The 22,871-nt window shown below is 53.1% G+C and carries 23 protein-coding genes; 12 read left to right on the plus strand and 11 right to left on the minus strand.

Features of this window, described 5'->3' with window-relative positions; translation table 11 throughout:
• Window positions 1-121: 121 nt before the first annotated feature.
• Both V0R59_RS08910 and V0R59_RS08915 read left to right on the plus strand, forming a co-directional pair.
• Complete coding sequence (locus V0R59_RS08910; protein ID WP_330075023.1) at window positions 122-445, plus strand: DUF2790 domain-containing protein; 324 nt, start codon at window positions 122-124, stop codon at window positions 443-445.
• Between the two features lie 202 nt (window positions 446-647).
• Window positions 648-2,645, plus strand: a complete 1,998-nt coding sequence (locus V0R59_RS08915; protein WP_330075022.1) for a heavy metal translocating P-type ATPase — start codon at window positions 648-650, stop codon at window positions 2,643-2,645.
• A gap of 67 nt (window positions 2,646-2,712) precedes the next feature.
• On the opposite strand, the gene V0R59_RS08920 is transcribed toward V0R59_RS08915, so the two are convergent.
• A complete protein-coding gene (locus tag V0R59_RS08920) occupies window positions 2,713-4,020 on the minus strand; it encodes an OprO/OprP family phosphate-selective porin (protein WP_330075021.1) in 1,308 nt (435 codons plus the stop codon).
• 210 nt (window positions 4,021-4,230) lie between these two features.
• Window positions 4,231-5,199 carry a LysR family transcriptional regulator gene (locus V0R59_RS08925; protein ID WP_330075020.1) on the minus strand — a complete coding sequence of 323 codons (969 nt, stop codon included), beginning with the start codon at window positions 5,197-5,199 and terminating at the stop codon, window positions 4,231-4,233.
• Window positions 5,200-5,457: 258 nt separating this feature from the next.
• On the opposite strand from V0R59_RS08925, the gene V0R59_RS08930 reads away from it, so the two are divergent.
• From V0R59_RS08930 to V0R59_RS08940, 3 genes are read left to right on the plus strand one after another with little or no spacing between them, the layout of a single operon-like run.
• Entirely contained in the window at window positions 5,458-5,877 is a 420-nt protein-coding gene (locus V0R59_RS08930; protein ID WP_330075019.1) for a GtrA family protein, read from the plus strand.
• Window positions 5,843-6,826 carry a glycosyltransferase family 2 protein gene (locus V0R59_RS08935; protein WP_330075018.1) on the plus strand — a complete coding sequence of 328 codons (984 nt, stop codon included), beginning with the start codon at window positions 5,843-5,845 and terminating at the stop codon, window positions 6,824-6,826. Before V0R59_RS08930 ends, V0R59_RS08935 begins: the two co-directional genes overlap by 35 nt.
• A complete protein-coding gene (locus tag V0R59_RS08940; protein ID WP_330075017.1) occupies window positions 6,820-8,274 on the plus strand; it encodes an ArnT family glycosyltransferase in 1,455 nt (484 codons plus the stop codon). The genes V0R59_RS08935 and V0R59_RS08940 overlap by 7 nt, the downstream gene beginning before the upstream one ends.
• 80 nt (window positions 8,275-8,354) lie before the next feature.
• On the opposite strand, the gene V0R59_RS08945 is transcribed toward V0R59_RS08940, so the two are convergent.
• A complete protein-coding gene (locus V0R59_RS08945) occupies window positions 8,355-8,576 on the minus strand; it encodes a hypothetical protein (RefSeq protein ID WP_330075016.1) in 222 nt (73 codons plus the stop codon).
• Between the two features lie 264 nt (window positions 8,577-8,840).
• Here V0R59_RS08945 and V0R59_RS08950 point away from each other — a divergent pair, with 264 nt between their 5' ends.
• The gene (locus V0R59_RS08950) at window positions 8,841-9,428 is read left to right on the plus strand and encodes a hypothetical protein (protein ID WP_330075015.1); all 588 of its coding nucleotides are present in this window, start codon (window positions 8,841-8,843) and stop codon (window positions 9,426-9,428) included.
• A gap of 58 nt (window positions 9,429-9,486) precedes the next feature.
• Here the strand turns inward: V0R59_RS08950 and V0R59_RS08955 are convergent, their stop codons facing one another.
• A complete protein-coding gene (locus V0R59_RS08955) occupies window positions 9,487-10,905 on the minus strand; it encodes a heavy metal sensor histidine kinase (RefSeq protein WP_330075014.1) in 1,419 nt (472 codons plus the stop codon).
• Window positions 10,902-11,576 (minus strand): heavy metal response regulator transcription factor, encoded by a 675-nt coding sequence (locus tag V0R59_RS08960; RefSeq protein ID WP_330075013.1) that lies wholly within the window; start codon window positions 11,574-11,576, stop codon window positions 10,902-10,904. Before V0R59_RS08960 ends, V0R59_RS08955 begins: the two co-directional genes overlap by 4 nt.
• Window positions 11,577-12,263: 687 nt before the next feature.
• On the opposite strand from V0R59_RS08960, the gene V0R59_RS08965 reads away from it, so the two are divergent.
• Window positions 12,264-12,590 (plus strand): DUF2790 domain-containing protein, encoded by a 327-nt coding sequence (locus V0R59_RS08965; protein ID WP_330075112.1) that lies wholly within the window; start codon window positions 12,264-12,266, stop codon window positions 12,588-12,590.
• A gap of 471 nt (window positions 12,591-13,061) precedes the next feature.
• Here the strand turns inward: V0R59_RS08965 and V0R59_RS08970 are convergent, their stop codons facing one another.
• Both V0R59_RS08970 and V0R59_RS31870 read right to left on the minus strand, forming a co-directional pair.
• Window positions 13,062-13,967 carry a cation diffusion facilitator family transporter gene (locus V0R59_RS08970; protein ID WP_330075012.1) on the minus strand — a complete coding sequence of 302 codons (906 nt, stop codon included), beginning with the start codon at window positions 13,965-13,967 and terminating at the stop codon, window positions 13,062-13,064.
• Window positions 13,968-14,017: 50 nt separating this feature from the next.
• Window positions 14,018-14,356, minus strand: a complete 339-nt coding sequence (locus V0R59_RS31870; protein WP_408005215.1) for a zinc ribbon domain-containing protein — start codon at window positions 14,354-14,356, stop codon at window positions 14,018-14,020.
• Window positions 14,357-14,832: 476 nt separating this feature from the next.
• Between V0R59_RS31870 and V0R59_RS08975 the strand changes: the two genes are divergently transcribed.
• The 3 genes from V0R59_RS08975 (at window position 14,833) to V0R59_RS08985 (ending at window position 17,305) form a co-directional block, all read left to right on the plus strand.
• A complete protein-coding gene (locus V0R59_RS08975; protein ID WP_330075111.1) occupies window positions 14,833-16,527 on the plus strand; it encodes a phosphoethanolamine transferase in 1,695 nt (564 codons plus the stop codon).
• 115 nt (window positions 16,528-16,642) lie between these two features.
• Window positions 16,643-16,771, plus strand: a complete 129-nt coding sequence (locus tag V0R59_RS08980; protein ID WP_023094431.1) for a hypothetical protein — start codon at window positions 16,643-16,645, stop codon at window positions 16,769-16,771.
• A 354-nt stretch (window positions 16,772-17,125) separates the two neighbouring features.
• Window positions 17,126-17,305 carry a hypothetical protein gene (locus V0R59_RS08985; RefSeq protein WP_330075011.1) on the plus strand — a complete coding sequence of 60 codons (180 nt, stop codon included), beginning with the start codon at window positions 17,126-17,128 and terminating at the stop codon, window positions 17,303-17,305.
• Between the two features lie 44 nt (window positions 17,306-17,349).
• Here V0R59_RS08985 and V0R59_RS08990 read toward each other — a convergent pair whose 3' ends face one another.
• The 4 genes from V0R59_RS08990 to V0R59_RS09005 all read right to left on the minus strand — a co-directional run bounded on the left by V0R59_RS08990 (window position 17,350) and on the right by V0R59_RS09005 (window position 20,609).
• Window positions 17,350-18,324, minus strand: coding sequence for an NAD(P)-dependent oxidoreductase (locus V0R59_RS08990; protein WP_330075010.1), 975 nt, complete (start codon window positions 18,322-18,324; stop codon window positions 17,350-17,352).
• 10 nt (window positions 18,325-18,334) lie between these two features.
• Window positions 18,335-19,726, minus strand: a complete 1,392-nt coding sequence (locus V0R59_RS08995) for an NAD(P)/FAD-dependent oxidoreductase (protein WP_330075009.1) — start codon at window positions 19,724-19,726, stop codon at window positions 18,335-18,337.
• Window positions 19,727-19,900: 174 nt separating this feature from the next.
• Window positions 19,901-20,248: a RidA family protein gene (locus V0R59_RS09000; RefSeq protein ID WP_330075008.1), complete on the minus strand. Its 348-nt coding sequence runs from the start codon at window positions 20,246-20,248 to the stop codon at window positions 19,901-19,903.
• 10 nt (window positions 20,249-20,258) lie between these two features.
• Complete coding sequence (locus V0R59_RS09005) at window positions 20,259-20,609, minus strand: cupin domain-containing protein (RefSeq protein ID WP_330075007.1); 351 nt, start codon at window positions 20,607-20,609, stop codon at window positions 20,259-20,261.
• A 223-nt stretch (window positions 20,610-20,832) separates the two neighbouring features.
• On the opposite strand from V0R59_RS09005, the gene V0R59_RS09010 reads away from it, so the two are divergent.
• On the plus strand, window positions 20,833-21,750 hold the full coding sequence (locus V0R59_RS09010) for a quaternary amine ABC transporter ATP-binding protein (RefSeq protein ID WP_330075006.1): 918 nt from the start codon (window positions 20,833-20,835) through the stop codon (window positions 21,748-21,750).
• A gap of 27 nt (window positions 21,751-21,777) precedes the next feature.
• Window positions 21,778-22,731 carry a glycine betaine/L-proline ABC transporter permease ProW gene (proW, locus tag V0R59_RS09015; RefSeq protein ID WP_330075005.1) on the plus strand — a complete coding sequence of 318 codons (954 nt, stop codon included), beginning with the start codon at window positions 21,778-21,780 and terminating at the stop codon, window positions 22,729-22,731.
• Window positions 22,732-22,871 lie beyond the last annotated feature (140 nt).

Here is a 22,871-nt window from a genome sequence, read left to right on the forward strand (position 1 = left end):
GCTTTTTATTTAATGTGAAGAAAATGCGCTTAGCTTTCAAAATTGTAAGTTTCTCGTCATGCCGGTGATGCCTATGCATTGCTAAGGTTAAGCTCGAGAGTATTTGAATTTGAGAGGGTTTATGAAGAATATAATTGTCGCTGCTGCACTTGTTGTTTTCTCTATGGTGTCGCAAGCTAGCTCTTTTTCCGAAAGTAGGCAGATACAATATATCAAGGAGCATCAAGCTGCTGTGGCCCGCTATGCGGAGAAGAATGGTAAGCCTATGCCGGAGATTCAGGACTACAAATATGGCATGAAGATAGACGTTGCTAAGTTTGTGCGCCAGTCAGAGGATCCCCGTAACTGCGAGGTCTCTCCACGGCTCATGAGTTATGAGGACTCTCAGGGTACACTTAAGACTGTTCGTTACTCCGTATTCTCTCAGTGTTCCAATAACAAGTAGTGAGTTTTTGGAATGTGGTTGTTGGATAATTAATAAATGCCAGGCAGTGCCTGGCATTTTTTATTGCTCCCGATGAGTCCTGTTATTTTCGAAATGATAATTTCTGGTGTCGGAATATCTTGTAGTAGACCTCAGCTAATTACTAGAAATCGCTCCCAACGGCAGAGCGAGATTGGAAACCTCAAAACCAGAGGGAAAAGTTATGAAAAATTTGCTTGAGCGCCCAAACGAACAGGCAGGGTGTGAAGTTCATGGCCATAAGCATGAAGGTATTTTCGGTATGAACACCGAGCTTGTTTTCGCGCTGATCTGTGGTGCCCTTCTGGGGGCCGGGGTCCTCGCAGGAAAACTCGGCCTAGTTGAACGGCTACCGCTGGTCCTATATGTGTCGGCCTACGTATTTGGCGGATGGTTCACTACCAAAGAAGCAATCAGTAACATCTGCCAAAAACGTTTCGAGATCGATTCACTGATGCTGCTCGCCGCTGCGGGAGCCGCGAGTATTGGTGCTTGGGCGGAAGGTGCTCTATTGCTGTTCCTCTTCAGTCTGGGGCACTCCCTGGAAAGCTATGCGATGGGACGAGCTAAGAAAGCGATCGAGGCTTTGTCCGCGCTCGCGCCAGCCACCGCAATCGTTCAAAGCACTAACGGAATGAAGGAAATTCCTGTGGAGCTTCTAGTGCCCGGTGATGTTGTCATCGTGCGCCCCAATGACCGGCTGCCTGCCGACGGCTTTGTAGTCACCGGGTTCTCAAGCATCAACCAAGCGCCAGTGACTGGTGAAAGCGTTCCTGTGGACAAGCAGCCAGTCGCTGACGCTGAGCTCGCACGCAGCAAGCCGGATGCAGTAGATGCAGCTTCGAAAGTCTTCGCTGGCAGTATTAATGGCGAAAATCTGATCGAGGTCGAGGTAACACGGCGCTCTTCGGAAAGTACTCTGGCCAGAGTCATCAAAATGGTCAGTGAAGCCGAGGTCAGGAAGTCACCAACCCAGCGATTCACGGACCGTTTCCAGCGCGTATTCGTTCCCTTAGTTCTTATGCTGGTGGTAGGGCTCATGTTTGCTAGCTTTTTCCTGGATGAGCCGTTCCGTGACTCGTTCTATCGAGCCATGGCTGTTCTGGTAGCAGCAAGCCCTTGTGCGCTCGCAATCGCGACCCCGAGCGCAATTCTTTCTGGTATCGCTAGGGCAGCCCGCGGTGGGGTATTGATCAAGGGGGGGGCACCGCTTGAAGAGCTCGGCTCCTTGAATGCCATGGCATTTGATAAGACCGGCACACTAACTGAAGGGCGCCCACGAATCACTGACGTGATACCGGTCGCAGGTACGAAGATTGAAGATCTGTTGGGCGTCGCTATCGCTGTGGAATCGTTGAGCGACCACCCACTTGCTGCTGCAATTGTGCGTGATGGTGAGGAGATGATAGGCACGAGACACCGATTCAGGGCTGGGAACATGAGCAATATGATTGGCCGCGGAGTGCGAGCCGAACTTGATGGTCAGTTCGTCTGGATCGGTAAGGTTGAGATGTTCGGTACTGATGGTGTTCCCGCTCTGAGTCAAGCAGCCCTGGAGGCTGCGGAACGTTTGCGCCAGTCTGGCCGTACAACTATGGTAGTACGTCACGCTGACAAGGACCTAGGCGCTATAGGGTTGTTGGACACCCCTCGTGGAGGAGCTAAAGAGGCACTTCAGAAACTCAGAGACATGGGCATCAGTCGCATGATCATGATTTCTGGTGACCACAATCGCGTTGCGGAAGCGGTAGCTGCTCAAGTTGGGTTGGATGAGGCGTGGGGAGATCTGATGCCAGAGGACAAGGTCAAGGCCATTAAGAAACTGCGCCTCAGTTCTAAGGTAGCCATGGTAGGTGACGGCGTGAATGATGCCCCTGCTATGGCCAACTCGAGCGTGGGTATTGCCATGGGGGCTGCCGGATCCGATGTCGCTCTGGAAACGGCAGATATAGCACTTATGACTGACGACATCAGGCAACTCCCCTTTGCGGTGGGGCTAAGTCGCTACACGCGATCGATCATCCGTCAGAACTTGTTTGTCAGCTTGGGAGTTGTGGCCATTCTGGTTCCGTCGACTATCATGGGCTTGAGCATTGGGGCTGCCGTTGCGATCCATGAGGGCTCCACATTGTTGGTGGTATTCAACGCCTTGCGACTGCTGGCCTACCGTAAAAACGCTTGATTACTCACTCTACGGGGAAAATCGGGGCTCGGAAAGCGCCCCGATTTTTACGTTTACTGGTGACTACTCAGAACACGTATTGCAGGCGGGACACGATTGCGTTGCCGCTATTGTCGCCGGCGGTGTTCTCGTTATTGTCGGTGCGCACGTTGATGTAGTCGGCACTGACTTTCACTGCCTCATTGACGTACCAGTTCACGCCAACAGTGTGGCTCTTGGCCTTGCGCTCGTTCGACTGGTTTACAGTAGTGACCAGGTTGCCGTCTTCGACTTTGATATCGTCAAAGCGGTAAAAGACTTCCCATGCACCCAGTTCTTTGTTCTGAGGCTTGATAGTGTCGAATTTGGCACCGTCAAGCTTGTAGATGCGCGGCTCGCCAGTCAGAGTGTACGCCATCTGAGCATAGTAACCGGAGGCCTTCAGGTCATTGCTGGCTTGGTCGGCTTTCAGTTTGCGACGAAGGTACTCGGCCTGGACCGAGAATGGACCGGTGGCCCAGGCACCCTCAAGGCCCCAAACCGAGTCATCCTTCCACAGGCCATCCTGCGCGGTAGCACCGCCAAACAGCATGCGGTTGCCGTTGGTGCCGGCATCTCCTCCGCCATTAGTATCTACCCCGCGGACGCCAAGGCGTGAGCGAATTCGGGTATCGACTGCGCTGTCCTTGAGGTCGCGGTAGGCGTATTGGGCGCCAACGTGCAGTACGTTTCCATCGCTATGCAGCGGCGCGAATACGCCACGTAAGTTGTAGCGCTTGGTGCTGTCACCATCCGAGTTGTTGTTGGTTTCGCTGAAAACGCTACCCGAGACGTAGGCCATTTCAGCGATGGTGCTGGTGGCCTGAACACCCATGCCAGCGTTGTCGTTGATCCAGTCGGCCAGATCGTATGAGAGATTCCGCTCCATGGCGGTGGTCCATTTCGAACTGGTAGCCTTCTCAAGACCGAAGTCGGTGTAGAAACGGCCGAAACGCAGCTGCACGGGTTTGAAACCGGTGTAGGTCAGGCTGGCTTCGTCGAAGTAACCGTCGGAATCGTTACCAGTGTTACGGGAGAGGTCGTAGTTGACCTGGTACTTCCAGTCTCGGTACAAGGTACCGCCGAACTCGATGTAGGCTCGGCGGAAGTATGCTGCATCCGCCGTATCGCCGTTCTTAGTGAAAACGCCATCGAATCTACCGTAATCAGCTTGAACTCGCCCCCCAAGTTTGAAGCTGAATTCCTTGTCAGTAGTCGATACTTCAAGACCGCCCTTGGTCTTCAGAACAAGATCAGCTCCGTCAGTGGTTACTGTTCCGGAGAATGCCTGAGAAGAAAAAGTGCTAATTATTGCGGCAGCCAACAGCTTTTCCCGCATGTTCGAAGAACGGATCATTGCTTGCCTCTCGTATGTTAAGTGCTTAGCTACCGACGTTGTATTTCGCCCCGCGTCGGCATAAATTGATCTTGCAGATTGAAGCAGGCCACGGTTGCCACCTGCTTTAACAAGATGCCTTTATTCTAAGCTCTCTGGCTAGGTCCTAAGCAAATATGACAGTTGTGTTTCTTTAGTGTTAACGGTAGGTTTCTTTGGCGTCGAAATTTTTCACTCGGAAAGCCAGTCGTTCTTATCCAAGAAACTTTTCTTAAATAATTTGTGAATTTCCAAAGCCTGTGGGTTTCGCAAAAGTTTAGTTTTTATTACAAGATAGACATGTTTGTCTTCTAGGTCGTCCAAAAAACCTGGTAGTGGTCGGAGGGTTCTCTCCATTTTTTGACTATATTCGGGCAGCACACCGATACATGCACCTCCAATAACAAGTGCGCGGGATAAACTATAGTTTTTCACCTTGGTTGTACCGCCATTATATTGGGCCATGATCGATTTCCACTTTATTGAGCTCGCTAGGAATTCATCATCCCAAGGGACAACTAGCATGAAATCGTGTAGGTCCAAATTTTTCACTGGAAGTGCGCCGCTTCTTGAGTAGCGACTGGAAATGAAAAGCTCATGTCCAATCCGACCAAGTCGTTCAAACTTATACGCAGGGTGGCGATCAATAATGTCATCATCACCCGGACTTACGAACGTTATACCCACATCAACTTTACACTCGGAGATCATTTGAGCCGTGCATTCAGAGTGGATCTCCAACTGCATTTCCGCATGATCTCGGACGTAGGCGACCAGATCGCGGTTCACAATGTCACTCAGCACTGGCTCTGTGACCGCGATGCTAAGTCGGGATAGTTCTCTTTCGCCAGCATTGCCAAGCCCGTCTGGGCCGAAGAGTTGGCAAAGGCTCTGGCTAACCCTTTCACCTGTTCGGGTCAGTGAAAGCTTGTTATTTTTGTAAACGAACAGGGGAGTCCCTATGTGCTCTTCAAGCTTTTCCAGGCGTTTCCGCAGGCCTACCACTGGAATATTGAGCCCTCGGGCAGCCTGTTTGAAACTTGCACACCGGACGGTTGCGAAAAACTCTACGGCCAGCTGATCATCAACTGGCAGATCATCCAATATGTTAGAACTGTAAGGAACGCCGCCGTTAGGAAATGTTTCATGTTGTGTAGCCATCTTATCCCCCTTAATTTGGGGAATTTATCTCAATGTCGTTTTGTGTTTCATATTTCTGACGAAATTGTAATTATTGAGCAATGTTGGTGTTATTGAGTTGCTTTATTGCAGGAGTGTAATTTTTAGGCAATCATTTTGATATTGTGGCGTGCTAGAATTAGGAGCTGACGTTATTAATTGCTGATGTGGTTTTTTTGTCAATGTAGTATTCATATTTGGTTCACTATTTTTTCACCTTTGCCTTCATAGGCTTTGGTCATGAAAAATAAAACACCATCTCTCATTACCTTGCTATTTCGTTATCTTGGAATCGGGGTTATAGCAACGGGAATACATTATGCGGTATTTCTGATTTTATTTACGACAGAGGCCGCTACTCCGTTGCTAGCCAGTATCTGTGGCAGCATGGCTGGCGCCGTCGCAAGCTTTATTGGAAATAAGACGCTCTGCTTTGTGGCAGATGGTTTTCGAAAACTTCAGCCTCTTAGGTTTGCATTGGTCGCGCTAGCAACCAACTTCGGCAACGGTGTTGGTATGTGGCTTCTTATCAAATCAAATATTTCGCCGTTTATATCCCAGGTGCTAATGACTGTGACGCTTACTTCACTTGGTTTCATTGCGCACCGCTTCTGGACATTTAATCATGCAGACATTACATCGATTTCCCGAGCGCCCTGACCCCTTGTTAACCATAGTGGTTCCGTGCTTCCAGGAAGAAGAGACAATTCCCGAATTCCACCAGCGCATCACTCTTGTCGTAAGGAACTTACCCGTCTCCTGCGAAATCCTCTACATCGACGATGGCAGCAATGACCGAACCGCCGAGCTATTGCGTCATTACCAAGATGGTTCATCTGTGCGCTGCCTGTTTCTGAGTCGTAACTTTGGCAAAGAGGCTGCTCTGAGTGCCGGCATAGATCACGCCCGTGGAAGCGCGCTGATTTTCATTGATGTCGATCTGCAGGACCCGCCAGAGCACATTTCAGTCATGGTGGACTACTGGCAGCGCGGCTATGACGTGGTGAACATGCAACGCAATTTGAGAATCGGAGATTCGTGGTTTAAACGCATGAGTGCCCGGGCCTACTACTGGGCCATGCAGCGACTGGTTGAGAAGGTGGATATTCCGGCCGATGTCAGTGACTTCAGGCTGATTGGACCTGCGCCGTTGGCTGCTCTGCGGGCACTGGATGAGCGCTCTAGGATTCTCAAAGGTATGATCGGGTGGGTAGGCTTTCGCACTATCGAGTTGCCCTACAACCGGACTGTTCGCCACGCGGGGAGTACCAAGTGGAACGCAGCTGGCCTGTTCAATTTGGCCGTTGAGAGTATTGTCAGCTTCTCCCGCAAGCCACTTCGCATTTTCAGCCTAATCAGCTTCGGTCTCTTCGTTTCAAGCATCTGCTATATGGTTGCGTCACTGGTGGCAGGCAGTTTCGACATCCATCATCTGATCGTCGGAATGGCTTCATTCATTTGCGTCGGTGTCGCCATGGTGGGTGAGTACCTTGGTGTGGCACTTGCGGAAGTGAAACGCCGCCCTCTCTATTTCCTGAAAGGCAACAGCAAGGCAGATCCTGTGCCGCTTCATCCTTCGGTTTCTTCGATTGAGGGTAAGAAATGCTGAGTCTGAAAAACGAGCGGACGCTGTGGTGGATCTTGGGTTCGATTTTAGCCTTGCGTCTATTAGGGCTGGGCATTTACCCATTGATGGACACTTCGGAGGCACGCTACGCCGAAATGGCTCGCAAGATGGTCGAGTTGAACGACTGGATAACGCCAATGTTCGACTATGGGGTGCCGTTTTGGGGTAAGCCGCCGCTGTCCTTCTGGACCCAGGCTGCGAGCATGACGGTATTCGGTGTGAATGAGTTCGCTGCTCGGTTCCCAGCCTGGCTGTTGCACTTAGCCAGTTGTTTCATCATCATCAAACTCGGCGCACAACAGATTTCGCGTAAAGCGGGCATCTGGGCCGCCATCATTCTTTCCAGCACCACATTGGGCCTAGTTTCCAGTGGTGTCGTGCTGACTGACCCTGTTCTGTCGTTCTCGATTCTGCTGGCCAGCTATGGATTCTGGCGTTGGATGAAGAGTGCCGGTAAAGCAGATGCTTACCTGATGTTCGCTGGCTTGGGATTGGGTTTGCTTGCCAAAGGGCCGCTGACCCTGGTGCTTATGGGAACGCCAGCTTTTGCCTGGATCACTATCTACAAGCAATGGGGTCGGGTACTTAGGCTTCCCTGGGGTACTGGCCTTCTCCTCATGCTTGGGATATCCGTGCCTTGGTATGTCGCGGCTGAGATGAAGACTCCAGGGTTTCTAGAGTATTTCTTCATTGGTGAGCATTGGAGTCGATACGTCGTCAGCAACTGGGCAGGAGATCTCTATGGCAGTGCTCATGCCAAACCTTATGGCACTATCTGGATCCAGCTCGGTTTATCGCTGCTGCCCTGGGCCTTCTTTCTCCCGCTACTGATTCGCAAGCGTGAATCAATGCAAGGCTTCGAAGCCTACCTGTGGCTTTGGGCCTTGGCGACGCCGGTCTTCTTCACGTTCGCCGGTAATATTTTGTGGACCTACCTGCTGCCTGCGTTGCCTGCCTGGGCTTTGTTGTTGTCCAGACGGATTAGCGAGGTTGGTTCGAAGACCACCTGGGCTGCCGCCATAAGCGCATTGGTGTTGCCAATCATTGGTGCGGGCTTGATCTATGCCGGAGTACTGGAGGAGCGGCCTCAGAACCAGCGAGATGTGGTTCAAGCTTGGCTCAATGTGCCGTCAGCCCAATCGGCGCCTCTGATCTACCCTGGTCGCCGCTCGTATTCGTCAGAGTTCTACAGTAGGGGGCAGTCAGAGAATATCAAGGATCCTGCCAAGTGGCCCCAGGATGGCCCGTTCTATCTGTCTAGGCGCTTGCGCGATAGCAAAGATGATTTGCCAGCTGATCTGGGTTGCGCAGAAATCACCGAAGTCAACGCCAGTCAGCTATTGTTGTGTCATTGGAATCGTACCGAGCAAGGTACCAAGGGGCTGGCTGGGGAAAGCGATTCGGGAGCGCCTCGCAAGAACGAAGGATAAATTACTGGCACAAAAAAGCCAGGTTTACCCTGGCTTCTTGTCGATTGCCTTCGTCATCTAAATTCCTACTTTACCACCGATTAGTTATCAGCTTTTTCATTGCTACTCTTCTCTTCTTTCTGTTGCTCTTGAGCAACTTTCTGCTTGTTCTGGTCCGAAGAGTCATTGCCCCACAGACGCGTCTGTTCGGCTCGGAAATTTTGGTTGAACTGTTTTGCTCGATCGTAACCATCTTCAGCGTAAGCAGTGCTCATAAGGCCAAGCAGCAGACTGCCAACAGCGATAGATTTGAAAATTTTCATTGTAAGCCTCGGTTCATACTAGACCAGCTTGATTAGCGGCCTTTGTTGGTTTCTAGTTTAGGAGCGAGTAGCTAACAGCAAGGTGAGTCAATAATTACAATTCCGTAATTTTAGTCTTGAACAGGATGCGTTATGCCTGAAAATCTGGAAGGATCAGGTCTATCTCGGAGCTTTCGAGGAAGAGTAAAACCTTTTATTAGATTACATTTTTGATATCTGGCGAGTTAATTCATCGCGGCTTTTTGGCCGCCCCAGGAGATACCCATGAATGACATAGAGCCTTGGGCAGTTGCCATTGGCGACTTTCGCCGTTGCAATGAAAAATTCACTGTCCAACTCGACGAACTGACCTCGCAAACTCGGACTTCTAGCGCTGTCCTAGAGATGTCGAACGATCTTGTGGTGCAGATGGATGCTGTCGGTCGTCAGATTCAGGAGGAGGTAGAAAAGGCACAGAAGGCTTGGTCCAACGCTGAAGAAGTAGCCTTGCGCGCAGCTGCAGAGGCCTATTCTGCTGCATGTAGGGGAGTGGATACTGCCATTCAACCGCTGATTTCAGAGCTTTCGACAGCGACAAAGGCTGCAAACGCCTCTATTGTCGAGCTTAAGCGCGCACCAGTATTGGCCAAGCGTTATGTGATGGTGGTGGCAACAGCGTTCTTCATTCTGGCGTTGATCTGCGTCTACTCGACCATGCGTCTCGTCGATGCCGTCGGCAGAGTAAATGCCCAAGAGAAAGTGAATGCTCAGTATTTCTCCCATCTGTGGAAGAATGCCAATCCAGACGAGCAGAGGATCATCAAATCGGTGATTCTGCGGTCGCCAATGGATCCTGTGGTTCTAAAGGACTGAGCTACTGAGGCAGGCCAAATGGCCCGTCGAACGACGGGCATATTTATGTCTGTGCTAATTAGGTGGCGGCCGTTACCGGTTGCAATAGGTGGGCGGCGGGAAAGTTAAGATGGAACCAAGTAAAGTTTTCTTCGGTCACTTCTACGCTCGCCGAACCCTGGTGCAGGCTCATGATTGACTGCACGATGGCTAGGCCAAGACCGGTTCCTCCTTCGCTTCGTGCTCGGCTCTTGTCCACACGATAGAACCGTTCAAACAAATGGGCATGGTGTTCCTTGGCAATCCCGCGGCCCGGGTTGCCGACGCTCAAGGTCGTACCGTTCGCAACGTGTTGCACCTTCACATAGACCGTACGGCCGCGAGGACAGTAGCGTATTGCATTCGATACGAGGTTCGAGACGGCTCGTTGAATCATTATCCGATTACCGCGCACCATGTCATCCCTGCCGGATATCTGCAGCTGGATTTCTCCTTCCTCGGCTGAAATGCTGAAAAGGTCGCACACCCGCTGAACCTCAGCGACCAGGGACACAGGTTCGAACTCCACCATGGATGCTGGATGACTGACCTGGGCCAGAAACAGCATGTCGGAAACCATGCGGCTCATGCGGTCCAGCTCCTCTGTGCACGACTCGAGAACCTCCCTGTACTCGGAAAGTGATCGTTCTCTCGTCAAGGCAACCTGAGCTTTACCCATTAGGTTGGAAAGTGGTGCCCGCAACTCATGTGCCAGATCGTCAGAGAACTGCGAAAGCTGTTGAACCCCCTCATCTAGGCGAGCCAGCATGATGTTGATGCCGTCGGCGAGCTCTTTGAGTTCTGCCGGCATCCCGTCAGTTGGAAGGCGATGTTCGAGGCTCTCGGTTGAAATCTTCGATGCTACCTTGAGGAATTTGGTCAGAGGTAACAGACCCCTGCGTACGGTCCACCAGCCGATGGCCAGGATCAACGCTAGGATAACGGGGGACATCATCAGGGCCCAGGTTAACAACGCATCGAGAAGCGCTTCACTGGATGACTGGTCCATGGTCATATAGACGCTGACCTCTGTTCCATCACCCAAGCGCATAACCCGAGAAGCGCTTAGCAGGGGGCGGTCCTGAGTGTCACGCCATTCGTGCTCTTTGGGCTGAGCAGATGGCTGAAACTTGTGAACCTCCAAATTGACCTGCTTCGATCCGATCGAAAGCAAGGGAGCCTGAGTTTTTGATGTATCGAATATGCTGACATACAGATTGTTGTGGCCCATTACTAGGTCGACGAGCTGATGCGCATCCGCATTGACGCCAGATATATCCGAAATGGTGGACAGGTTGTGAGCCATACCTGCCATTTTTACTTCCAGATCTGCTCTGGCATTTGTCTCCAGAGCCTTGCCTACAGTTAGGTATCCGAAGGTGGCGAACAGAAGTAGCACCGCTGCGCTCATCAATCCAACTTTTAACCCCAGCTTTGCAGCCAGGCTGAATGGCCTCATGCGCGCTCCTCAAAAACGTACCCAACGCCCCGAAGCGTGTGAATTAGTTTGGTCTCAAACGGGTCATCGATCTTAGAGCGCAAACGCCGGATGGCAACATCGATGACGTTGGTGTCGCAATCGAAATTCATGTCCCAGACCAGCGAGATGATCTGGGACCGAGTTAGCGCTTCGCCAGTTCTGCTCATGAGCAGATGTAGGAGCGCAAATTCCTTGGTAGTTAGATCGATACGTGTGCCTCCGCGAAAGACCCGATGGCGTACCGAGTCGAGTTCCAGGTCGGCAATTTTCAGCGAACTTTTCTCTACTAGCTCATCACCACGCCGTTGCAGCGACCGGATGCGAGCAAGTAATTCAGGAAATTCGAAGGGCTTCACTAGGTAGTCGTCCGCGCCGCCGTCCAAGCCCTTGAGCTTGTCGTTGATGCGTCCACGGGCTGTCAGCATGATGATGCGGACTCGGCTGGTTTTCCTGATGCTTTCCAGCAGATCCCAGCCGTCGATACCTGGGAGGTTTACGTCCAGAAGGACCAACGAATAGACATTAGTGTTAAACAAGTGCAGGGCATCAACACCGTTGTGCACAATATCAACGACATACCCGCTTTCGGAAAGGCCCTGCTGAAGATATTCGGCAGTTTTTATTTCGTCTTCCACAACTAGAACGCGCATAACTTATCTCAAGGTATGAGGAAGGAGTTGGTCTAATCCGCCAAGATTACGGCTGCAGGCTGTTCGACAGTTCGATTGAGGGTGTGGCATGTGGGAGTCGCTACCTCCGTCCATACACCGGGTCACCTGAGGACGCTTGAATCTTAACGCGAACAAGCTGTCAGCGGCGAAATCCTACAAATTTGTAATGTAGCCGCAAGATTGCTGACAGTCATGCGGCTCATCCCTGAGCATAGCGGATTCTGGGGCTTGCAACGGTTTATGGCGGTGTCGTTTGATGAACGGGCTTGATCTGGACGCGCAGCATTTCAGCCTCGTTCGCACAAGGGGGGTAATGGCTTTGTATCGTGCGCGCCACCTGGATGGTTCCTGTCACGTGCTTGCAACGCGCTGTGCCTTTTCTGCAAGTCAATCCGCCTAGCGGCTCAGCAGCATCTCGAGTCATAAATTTACAATGTGTTACATGTCCAAATTGTAATTGCGCGATCATCTTGTTGTTAGTCTCCTTTGCTAGCTTAGCGAAAGCGGAAGAGGCATCGCTGTTTTGGAATTTTCATTCCAAAGCGGCTTGGCAAGAGCAGCGAGAGGTTGTTCGTGTCAGTGCATTCACCTGTGAACCATACGCTCCTTTGGTAAGGTGAATTTTAGCGCCCTTCTATGGGCGCTTTTTTATTGTTGGGGCTTATTATTAACACTACGGTATCAGTGATCGCCGTGTTCATGCTCTTCTCACCTATTACAGTTAATGCAGAATTCAGTATGGAGCTCGGTCAGCGAATTGAGCGCTCTGCTAGAGAAGCTACTGAGGATTATGCTCAGAGAGTAAAAAAGCCAATGCCTCAAGTTGAAGATTACACCTATGGCATCAACATAGACATTAGTAAACTTGTGTATGTATCACCAGGCGTGCGGTACTACGGAAATGTAAGAGGTATGGTGACCTATGAGGACTCAAGGGGGGAGTTGCACATGCTTCGTTACCTATTGAAGGGCGATTGTATTATCAGTAGCTGAGCAGCATTAGATGGCGCTTTTTGTTGGCGAACTGTGGAAATTTAATGCCAAGTCGACGTGGTAGGGCGTATTCCGGTCGCTAGCCATAGGGATTAGGATACTGCCAATAAGTATCGGTCAAAATTCAAAGTTTGGTAGTGGCAGCGGAAGCACGGCAAACATTGGCGGTGCCGGTGGAGCGTACTGCGGCGTGTACCAGGTATGAGTGGAGAGTTTCTCTAGGCTCCTGGTCTCCAGGCGGGCGGGTGAGAATCAAGGCGTTGCTCAGGAGTATGGCGGCAATTAGGCTGCACAGCTTGTCACTGTGTTTTGCCGGTGCTAATACGAGAACCACTACTCTTGCAATGAGCAGGTGTCTCTTGATGATACAAGTCACCGATGGACCTTCAGGGGGTAGCAGAGAGGGGTATTTCTCTCGATTTCTATCTTCCCTGCCCCCTCCGTTTGGGCGGTGGGGGAGGGGACTGCCAGTCAGTGAGATGGTGATGTAGAGTTTTCGTGGAAGGTCCTGCGCTCGATCTGAATGGTGCAGTGATGGATTTCAAACGCGTCGCTGACTGCTTTAACGACGGCCGCCAGTACCTTATCCCCGTCTGCAGAGTCCTTCACCACTACATGCGATGTCATCACGTTGCTGCCGCTGCTGACGGCCCAAACGTGCAAGTCATGAACCTCTGTGACACCGTCGACACCGAGGATGCTGGACTCGATTGCGGTGATGTCGAGCTCCCTCGGAACGCCCTCCATCAAGATTCCCAAGCTTTCTCGAAGCAGTTGCCACGTCCGCGGTAATACCCAGAGGCCGATCGCCACAGCGACAATCGTGTCTACCCACGTCCAGTCGGTAAAGCGGATGATGAGAGCGGCTATGATTACGCCCAACGAGCCGAGCATATCGCTCCAGACTTCTAGGTAGGCCCCTTTTACGTTGAGGCTCTCCTTGCTCGCGGATGCTAGGAGGCGCATCGAGATTAGGTTGATGATCAGGCCGGCGATCGCAATCCACATCATCGCTCCGGTGGCGATCTCCGCTGGCATGAAGAAGCGCTGATAAGCCTCGTACAAAATGTACATCGCCACTAAGAAAAGCAGTACGGCGTTGAACGTCGATGCCAGAATCTCCAGGCGGGCATAGCCGAAGGTTCTTTTCTGGTCAGCCGGTCGCTTGGCTATCTGGAGTGCAATCAATGAGATTGCCAGAGCGGCGGTGTCCGTGAACATGTGAGACGCATCCGACAGCAGCGCAAGGCTGCCGGTGATCCACGCCCCGACTACTTCTGCGATCATGAAGCTGCCAGTCAAGGCGAGCGCTATGATTAGCTTCTTCTGATGCCCCTCGCGTACTGCAGTGCTGCCGTGATCATGATTTGAGCCCACGTAGTTCTCCTTGCGCAGGGTTGTGGTCTTGTTGGTCCTTTGCCTCGCATTTAGCGTGTGGCTTGGCCGCACTGACTGCAAAATTTTGCTCCTGGACTTAGCAAGGCGCTGCAGGCGGTGCAGCCACTCGATAGTGGTGTTCCGCAGTTTAGACAAAAGCGTGCTGATGGATCATTGGTCGTCCGGCATTGTCTGCACGCCTGCACTTCTTGAATGGAGGCTTGAACGGCTGTGCGCCCACCGTCATGCATCTGGTTGTCCCTGTTGCAGCTCTGCGGTCTGCCATGGTGGTCATATTGCTTGTTCCCATGTCCTTCACTGTGGTTTTTATGGCCATTGTGATTTCCACGATTATGATGGCCGCTCAGGAGATTTTTTAGGAAACTCATGGTGTTTGCCCTTTCTTGGTCTGCATAATAACTAGGAAAATAATCATCTGTTCGTAAATATGACTTCTAGATTTTTTTAAGGTTCAAGGCGAGCCTACGATAAAGTGAAGTGGTTTTTTTATTAAATTAAATTCATCTGGTTGGGCGCGGCGTGGCATTTTTCGGGCAAGATTATCCTATTGTTTATTGTGGTGCAGGTGGTGACAATTTAAAAACAGTAATTGAAATTCTTTCAGTATTGTAATTGTTAGGTCATCGTTCTGTTATCAGGTGCCAGAAATAATGTGCCCGCGAGATTTATTTCTCGTTAATCCCTATGCCGCAGACATCCTAAGCGTTCCTGACGCCTACGGGCTTAAGGCTTCTGGCGCTCTGCCCATTGCGCAATCGCCCAGCATCTGTCGATGGCTTTCCTGGCCGCTCCCGCTTACCTCCATAGCTATCGCCATGGATAAGCAGTGTTTCAGAGTTTGATAATGATATCTTCAAAATCCATTGTTCATGCCCTGCTAAATAGATGGATGTTCTCTATTCGCAATGCCCGGCAGGAAGGAGTAAGTACCAATCTTATAGTTGGGCTGGTGGCTCTTTGGTTATTGCTGTTCGCGAATGCCGAGCTTTGGAGTGTACTCTGGAAGCTAGCATTCAAAACTGATGTAGTGAACTGGTTGCTAGCTGCTAGCCTGCCAGTCATTGTGTTCGCTTGGGTGTTTACAGTACTGAGTTTGTTGTCATGGGGGCGGCTGGCTAAACCACTATTGTGCATAGTGCTGATCAGCGCCGCTTTTGCAAGTTACTTCATGAGCGCTTACGGTATTGTTATCGACTACACGATGTTCACCAATATTGTGGAAACCGACGTCGCTGAGGCGGCCGAGCTATTGAGTTGGAAGCTCGCTCTGTGGGTGGGAGCAGTTGGTGTGTTCCCCGTCTATCTGATCACCCAGGTTCCCATTCGTCGTAGGTCTTGGAGCAAAGCCTTGGTCAGCAGGCTCATTGCCTTGTTGATTGCTCTGTTGACCCTGTCCGGTATCGCACTCAGTCAGTACCAGTCATATGCCTCGTTGCTTCGTAACAATCGGGAGATCCGGCTTATTCTGGTGCCCACCAACCTTTTCGCAGCTGGTCATGGATACGTTAAACGTCAGTTGGCCATGCCTAAAACGCTGACTACCATTGGTACGGATGCGGTGGTTCGACTAGGTTCGGCTCGCAAGCCCAAATTGCTGGTGTTGGCAGTAGGAGAAACTGCTCGCTCCGCCAACTTCTCCCTCAATGGTTACTCCCGTAAAACGAATCCAGAGTTGGAAAGGCGAAATGTCATCAGCTTCTCAAATGTAAGCTCCTGCGGCACCGCCACCGCAGTTTCGCTGCCGTGTATGTTCTTGGACGTGGGTAAGGCGGATTACAAGGACGGCTTGGCCAAGAGTCGAGAAGGGCTGCTCGATGTACTTCAGCGGGCCGGTATCAGCGTGATGTGGGCTGACAACAACTCTGGATGCAAAGGAGTCTGTGATCGGGTCCCTAATCACAAGGTAGCCCCACGCGCGGATCCCAATCTTTGTACCAGTGAAGAGTGTAAGGACGGCGTGCTGCTCTCCGAAATGGAGGACTTCATCAAGCGTCAGGAGGGCGATGCGGTGCTGGTGCTTCACTACAAAGGCAGCCACGGCCCGGCCTATTACAAGCGCTACCCTCCGCAATTCAAGAAATTTGAACCCGTCTGCGAGACTAACGAACTAGATAAATGTCAGCAGCAGGAGGTGGTCAATGCCTACGACAACTCGATCCTCTACACCGACTACGTCACGGCTGGGCTAATCGACATTCTGGCAGCCAACACCAAATTCGACACTGCGCTCATGTATGTTTCGGACCACGGTGAATCATTGGGTGAGAGCGGCCTATACCTTCATGGACTGCCTTATGCGATGGCTCCGATAGAGCAAACTAGGGTGCCATTGGTGCTCTGGATGTCGGATTCACTCACAAAGAGCGAAAGGTTCAATGTGAGCTGTTTGAAAGCCGAGGCAAACTCACCGCTGAGCCACGACAACCTGTTTCACACCACTCTCGGGATGATGAACGTCCAGACGTCCTCGTATCAATCAGCGTTAGATTTCACAGCCCCCTGCAAGCCCTCGGTCGGAGGCTCTTACTCAGACCTATAATTGCTCGCAGTAACCCCCACCAAGCGGCTTTTGTGCCGTCTGTATTGACAGTTGCAAGAAACTGAACTAATTACATAGCTGCATTCAAAAAACCAAGCGATAAAGGAAATCTCGCATGAGCATCAAGCCAGGCCCTAAAAGAACGAACGAAGATGGTACTCCAGATAAAAGGCAGCGTGTCACGCCTGAAAAGCAGAAGGAGCACCCTGACCTGAAACCCCATAAGCATAAAAAGGGGGAGTAAGAAAAAAGCAGCTCCTGAGAGCTGCTTTTTGTGCGATTAAATCTAGATATCCACGCTGAGCAATCGTGCCGTGTCGTGAGCGAAAGGGGCTAGGATTAGAGGCAGGATCTTCCCCGCAGGCATTGGTGCAATCCACCGTTCATGAACCCACTCCCGGGCCATCCGCTCGACGTAAACTGTCATGTTCGGGTGAAGTCAATACTGATATCGCGAACCACGCTATCCAGTTCAAGCCCCCTCCCTGTTGTTTGATTATCAATGGAGCACAGAGCATCGGAATTTGCTGAATATCGACATGTTTTTCCGATTGCAGGTAGTGTGGTAGCTCGTAGACTCATTCGACAACGGCAGTCAGTGACTGACGTGATTCCCGAGCGCAGCGAGAAAGAAGAGGTATCGTTAAGGCGATCTGGAGGTAGGGACCGCTTCGGTTGTTATGTCGCCGAGAATCTGGCATCGATAGAAATTTTTCCCGATGATCACATCAATTCGGCAACTGATGCTGAGCTGTTGTTTGATATTCGCAGCATTTGACTTCAAGACGAAGCCGGCCTTCTAGCCGGCCTCGTCAGTCGTGTTTATAACCGCGCGTTGCAAACTCTTCTGTTTACGCTGCTCCTGTTTACAAAATCGCTGATGTTGTCCACTGCACCGTCCATCAGTTGTTGCATGGCATCCTCGCTGCTCCAGGCGATGTGCGGGTTGAGCAGAAAATCGTCACGCTCGATCAAGGTGAACAGCGGGTTGCTCGGGTGCAAAGGTTCGTGCTCGACCACATCCAGTGCTACACCGCCTAGCTGGCCATTCTCCAGTGCAGCGATTAATGCTGCTTCATTGATAACCCCACCGCGTCCGGTATTGACCACCACCGCATCAGGCTTCATCAGAGCTAGGTGTTCGGCGTCGATCAGGTTGTAGGTTTCAGGCGTCAGCGGGCAATTGATGGATAGCACATCGCAGCTTTCAAGCAGTTCGCCTAGTGGGCGGCAATCAGAACCGCGGCGCTTGCCACCGCGATCCTCAAACAACACCTGCATTCCCAGTGCCCGGGCCAGGTGCGCCAGCCGCAGGGCGATGGGGCCGCTGCCGATGATCGCCAGGCGTTTGTCACGGATATCACGTACCCGATGGTTGAAGTAAATGTTCTGATGCGGGGCCTGACCGGCATGGACCTGGCGCATCAGGCGAGTAAAGGCTGCAGGCCGGCGGAACAGCTCGAGAATCATCGCCAGGCTGTGCTCGGCCACAGTATTGGCAGCGTAGCCCGGCACACTTGAGACTTCGATACCATGGGCGTCGCAGTAGTCGACATCGACGATGTCACGGCCGGTCAGGGCTAGGGAAATCATTTTCAGTTTCGGCAACTGGCGCAGATGTTCGGCACGCAGTGGCACGCTGCAGGTCAGGGCGATAGTGGCATCCTGCAAGTGCTCCAGCACCTGGTCCGGATGGGTATAGGGGTACTGTAGCCATTTGTGTTCGAAGTCTGGACGTTTAAGGCGGGTCGACGGCGCCAAGCCGTCGTCATCGAGAAAGACGATCTGTTCAGTCACGATCAAATCCTTATTTCTTCTGTGCCGGCACGTAACCGGCAGGGGCCATGGCAACCAGTTGGCGGGTGACGAAACCGGCGTCTTGGTCGTGATCTTCGAGGGACTCCTTACGCACCAGGGCGTCACGCACCATGTGGGCTCCGAAAAAGCGGAACGGTTCCGGTGGCAATAGCTTCATCTTCTGGTTTACCAGCCCGCAATTGGCCCACTCGTCGTTGGCGTGCTCCACCAGCGACTTGATGATGCGGCTAGCGAATACTGTAGTGGCCACGCCATTGCCGGAGAATCCGATGCCGTAGCTGATGTTTTGGCGATGATCCAGGTAGCCGAAGTTGGGCAGACCTTTCATCGCACGGTCGATCGGCCCGGTCCAACTGCTGACCAACGGAACGTCTCGCAGTTGCGGGTAGAGGCGGCGCAGCTCCGCGGCGACTTTGTCGGCAGCCGGCGATGGTTTTTCATAGAGATTGCCAATTCGCCCGGCATAAGCAAACTGTCCCAGCGGCTTACCGAACACTACCCGTCCATCCGGGGTGTTGCGCCAGTAATTGAGCACGGTGCGTGAATCGGTCATGCACTCACCACCACGGAAACCGATGGCGTCAAGCTTTGCCTTTACTGGTGCAGTGGCGACCATGTCGCTGGACATGATCGCGATCATCCGTCGTAACTCAGGGAACTGGGCGCCCCAAGCGTTAAGAGCGAGCACTACCTGGTCAGCTTTTACATGACCCTTAGCGGTGTGCACCACCGGATGTGCGCCTCGTTCCAGATGTGTGAACGGCGACTTCTCGAAAATTTTTACGCCCAGCTTCAACGCTACCCGACGCAGGCCGCGGGCGAGCATCGCAGGTTGCACGGTGGCGGCGTTGGGGTCAAAGATCCCTCCCAGAACCAGTGGTGAGCCGACGCGGCCGCGGATGGTTTCACGGTCCAACTCAATGAACGGATTGACGCCCAGTTTCTGTAGGCCTTCGGTCAGCACTCGCCAGGAGTTCATCTGGCGCTGGTTGGTCGCGGTCCACAGCCAACCATCCTTGCGGTACTGGGCATCAATACCATGCTCCTCGCAGAAGCTGCCGATCTCGTCGATCGCTGACTCAGCGGCCTGGCAAATTCTTCGCGCTTCGACGTCACCGCAGATGGTACGAACAGACAGGTACTTGCCCCACCAGTTAGTCGCTACGCCGCCGTTGCGTCCACTGGCGCCGGAACCGCAGCGGTCGCGTTCGACGATGACGATATTCTTTTCGGGGTGGGCCTGTTTGAGGCGGATGGCCGACCACAAGCCAAGATAACCGCCACCGACGATACATACATCCGCATGAATGGAGTCTTGCAGTTCGGGGGCGAGGTCGCTGTCCAGGTCGAGCGCTTGGGCATACCAGAATCCACGGTACATAAGGGGGCCTTCAGCATGTGTTGTTTTGTGAGCACATGATGCGGAGCGGGACAGGGCGCTCACTATGATGCGGGGGACAATTGATAGAAGAACGTTGCAGGGGGCAGGTAAATCTTCAGGGCTCTTAAGAGCATGGGCGCGACATGCTTTAGAAGCCTGTCGCGCCTATGTTTACTATGCGGCTCTCAGTTGGCCGAACGCTTGGATTTCGATTCGATAATCTGGGCTCGCTAAGGCTGCACCGACACACGCGCGCGCTGGCGGCTGCTCGCCGACCCAGGCGTCGTACACCGCGTTCATCGCGGAGAATTCGTTCATGTTGGCCAGCCAAATTTGTATGCGGGTCAGGTTGTTCTTGTCTGCGCCAACCTGCGCCAGCCACGCCTCCAGTTGCGCCAGTACACAGCGCGTCTGCTCCGTGATGTCCCCTGGCGTAAGGGCGACGATGCCGGACGTTTCGATGCGCTCGTCGACCACTACCAACTGGCTGGCGCGGGTTCCTGGATTGATACGTTCGATCATCGTCGGCTCCTTAGAACAGCACGTAAGTTTTGCGCAGCGGCTCGCGGATGTCCCACACGCCTTCACAGTTTTCGGGGAACAGCACCGCGTCACCGGCGCGTAGTTCCACCGGTGCGCCGCCGTCTGGGGTGAAGGTGCACCAGCCGCTAACGATATGGCTGAATTCGCGGTTTTTCAGGTGACGGCGAAACATGCCAGGGCTGCTTTCCCAGACACCGATACTGGCGCCTGTTGCTGCGTCGGTCTGGGCCTGGCCGGTAGCGGCGACGGCAATCGTCTCGCCGATCGGCAAGCGCGCCGGGGCGGTTTCGCCCAGTGGAGAGATAGCGGCGTTGCGCACGACGGTGAGGACTTGGCTCATGAGTGGTTCCCTCTGGTTGGATGCCTTGCGGCAGACGGCTGGTACTTTTGCACCGCATGCGTGCGTACCGATATAACAGGACGGACCAGTCATTGAACGCCGTGATGACTCCAGTCGCGGCTAGGCGCCGGGATAATACAATTTGACCGGTTCATACAATTCAGGGGGGAGGCGCAGGGATAGAGTTCAGTTCGTTCGACAATAAATAGAAGAAGAGGGTCGTATGAGCCAGAGCGATGAGATTCTCTCGGTCCGCAACATTTTCAAGGTCTTTGGCCCCAATCCGGGCTTGGCCATGAACATGCTGAACAGCGGTGCCGACAAGGGCGAAATCTTTAAAGAAACCGGCCACGTGGTCGGTGTATTCGATGCCAGTTTTGCCGTACGACGTGGCGAAATTTTCGTGATCATGGGACTGTCCGGTTCGGGCAAGTCGACCATGGTGCGCCTGTTCAACCGCCTGATTGAGCCCACTTCCGGCAGTATCCACCTGAATGGCAAAGAAATTACTGGGTTGGGCGACAAGGCCTTGCTCGATGTGCGCCGCAAGGAAATGGGCATGGTTTTCCAGTCCTTCGCCTTGATGCCGCATATGAGCGTGCTGGAGAACGCTGCATTCGGCCTGGAAGTCTCTGGAGTCGCTGAGCGCGAGCGCCATGCCCGCGCCAGGGAAGCGCTGGCCCAGGTTGGTCTGGCCGGCCACGAATTCAGCTATCCCCATCAGCTGTCCGGCGGCATGCAGCAACGGGTCGGACTGGCGAGGGCGTTAGCCAATGATCCGACCATCCTACTCATGGACGAGGCGTTTTCCGCTCTCGATCCGATGATCCGCGGCGAGATGCAGGGCGAGTTGATACGCCTGCAGGCTGAGCAACAGCGCACCATCATCTTTATTTCCCATGACATCGAAGAAGCCGTTCGTATCGGTCATCGCATCGCGATCATGGAAGGCGGGCGGGTGGTTCAGATTGGTACGCCGCTGGAACTAATCGAACAACCGGTAAACGACTATGTGCGGGCGTTTTTCAAGGGCTTCGATGTCTCGCGCGTGATTAAGACCAGCGATGTCGCAGAGACCTCCACGGCCAGCCTGTGTCAGACGTGTCAGCAAGCGCTGCCGCGACGCCACACCCATCATTGAGCGATCGCCGCGAAGAGGTTAGCCAGGATGTCCGATTTCAGTTTGCTCGACCCGTTTCAGTCTACCGTCATTCCGCTCGGCAGTTGGGTGGAAGCCGCGTTGAACTATATGGTGCACAACTTCCGTGATGTATTCCGAGCCATTCGCTGGCCGATCGACCAGGTTCTCAACGGCATCGAATTCATCCTGATGAGCATTCCCCCCAGTATTGGAATATTGCTTTCGACGCTGCTTGGCTGGCAGTTGGCAGGCAAACGCATGGCGCTGCTGTGCTTTATCACACTGACCCTGCTGGGCCTGATCGGGGTGTGGTCGGAATCTATGACCACTTTGGCCCTTGTCCTGACCTCGGTGTTTTTCTGCGCGCTGATTGGAATCCCGCTGGGCATCGCTTGTGCCCGCAGCGACCGCCTTGAAAAGCTCACACGTCCGCTGCTAGACGCCATGCAGACCCTGCCGGCATTTGTCTACCTTGTGCCGGTGGTGATGCTGTTCGGCATCGGCAACGTGCCAGGCGTACTGGTGACCATTGTGTTCGCTCTGCCGCCTCTGGTTCGCCTGACCAACCTCGGCATCCGCCAGGTTCCGGAAGACAAAATCGAAGCAGCACGGGCTTTCGGTTGCACACCACGGCAGATGCTGACTCGGGTGCAACTGCCGCTGGCCACCTCGACCATCATGGCGGGCCTCAACCAGACCCTGATGCTGTCGCTGTCGATGGTGGTGATCGCCTCGATGATTTCTGTGGGTGGCCTGGGCCAGATGGTTCTGCGCGGTATCGGTCGGCTGGACATGGGCCTGGCGACAGTCGGTGGCTTCGGCCTGGTGCTGCTGGCGATCTTCCTCGATCGCCTAACGCAGGCCATGGGCGCCCGCACTCGCATCGACCCCAGCCGTCGCTGGTACCAAACCGGTCCGGTTGGTCTTCTGTTGCGCTTAAAAGGCGGCGGACAGCCAACAAAGCGGCGTGAGACCGCCTGAGCTTCACCCTTGTCTTTGATCGTCCTGCCATCCCAACAATAAAACCAGAACAGGTACGCAAAAATGCACGAGATGACTTTTACCCGCCGTTTGCTCCAATGCGCCTGCACCGTAGCGCTGACTGTGGTTTGCCTGGGCGC

It is taken from the genome of Pseudomonas ulcerans (assembly GCF_036324125.1).
Classification (GTDB): domain Bacteria; phylum Pseudomonadota; class Gammaproteobacteria; order Pseudomonadales; family Pseudomonadaceae; genus Aquipseudomonas; species Aquipseudomonas ulcerans.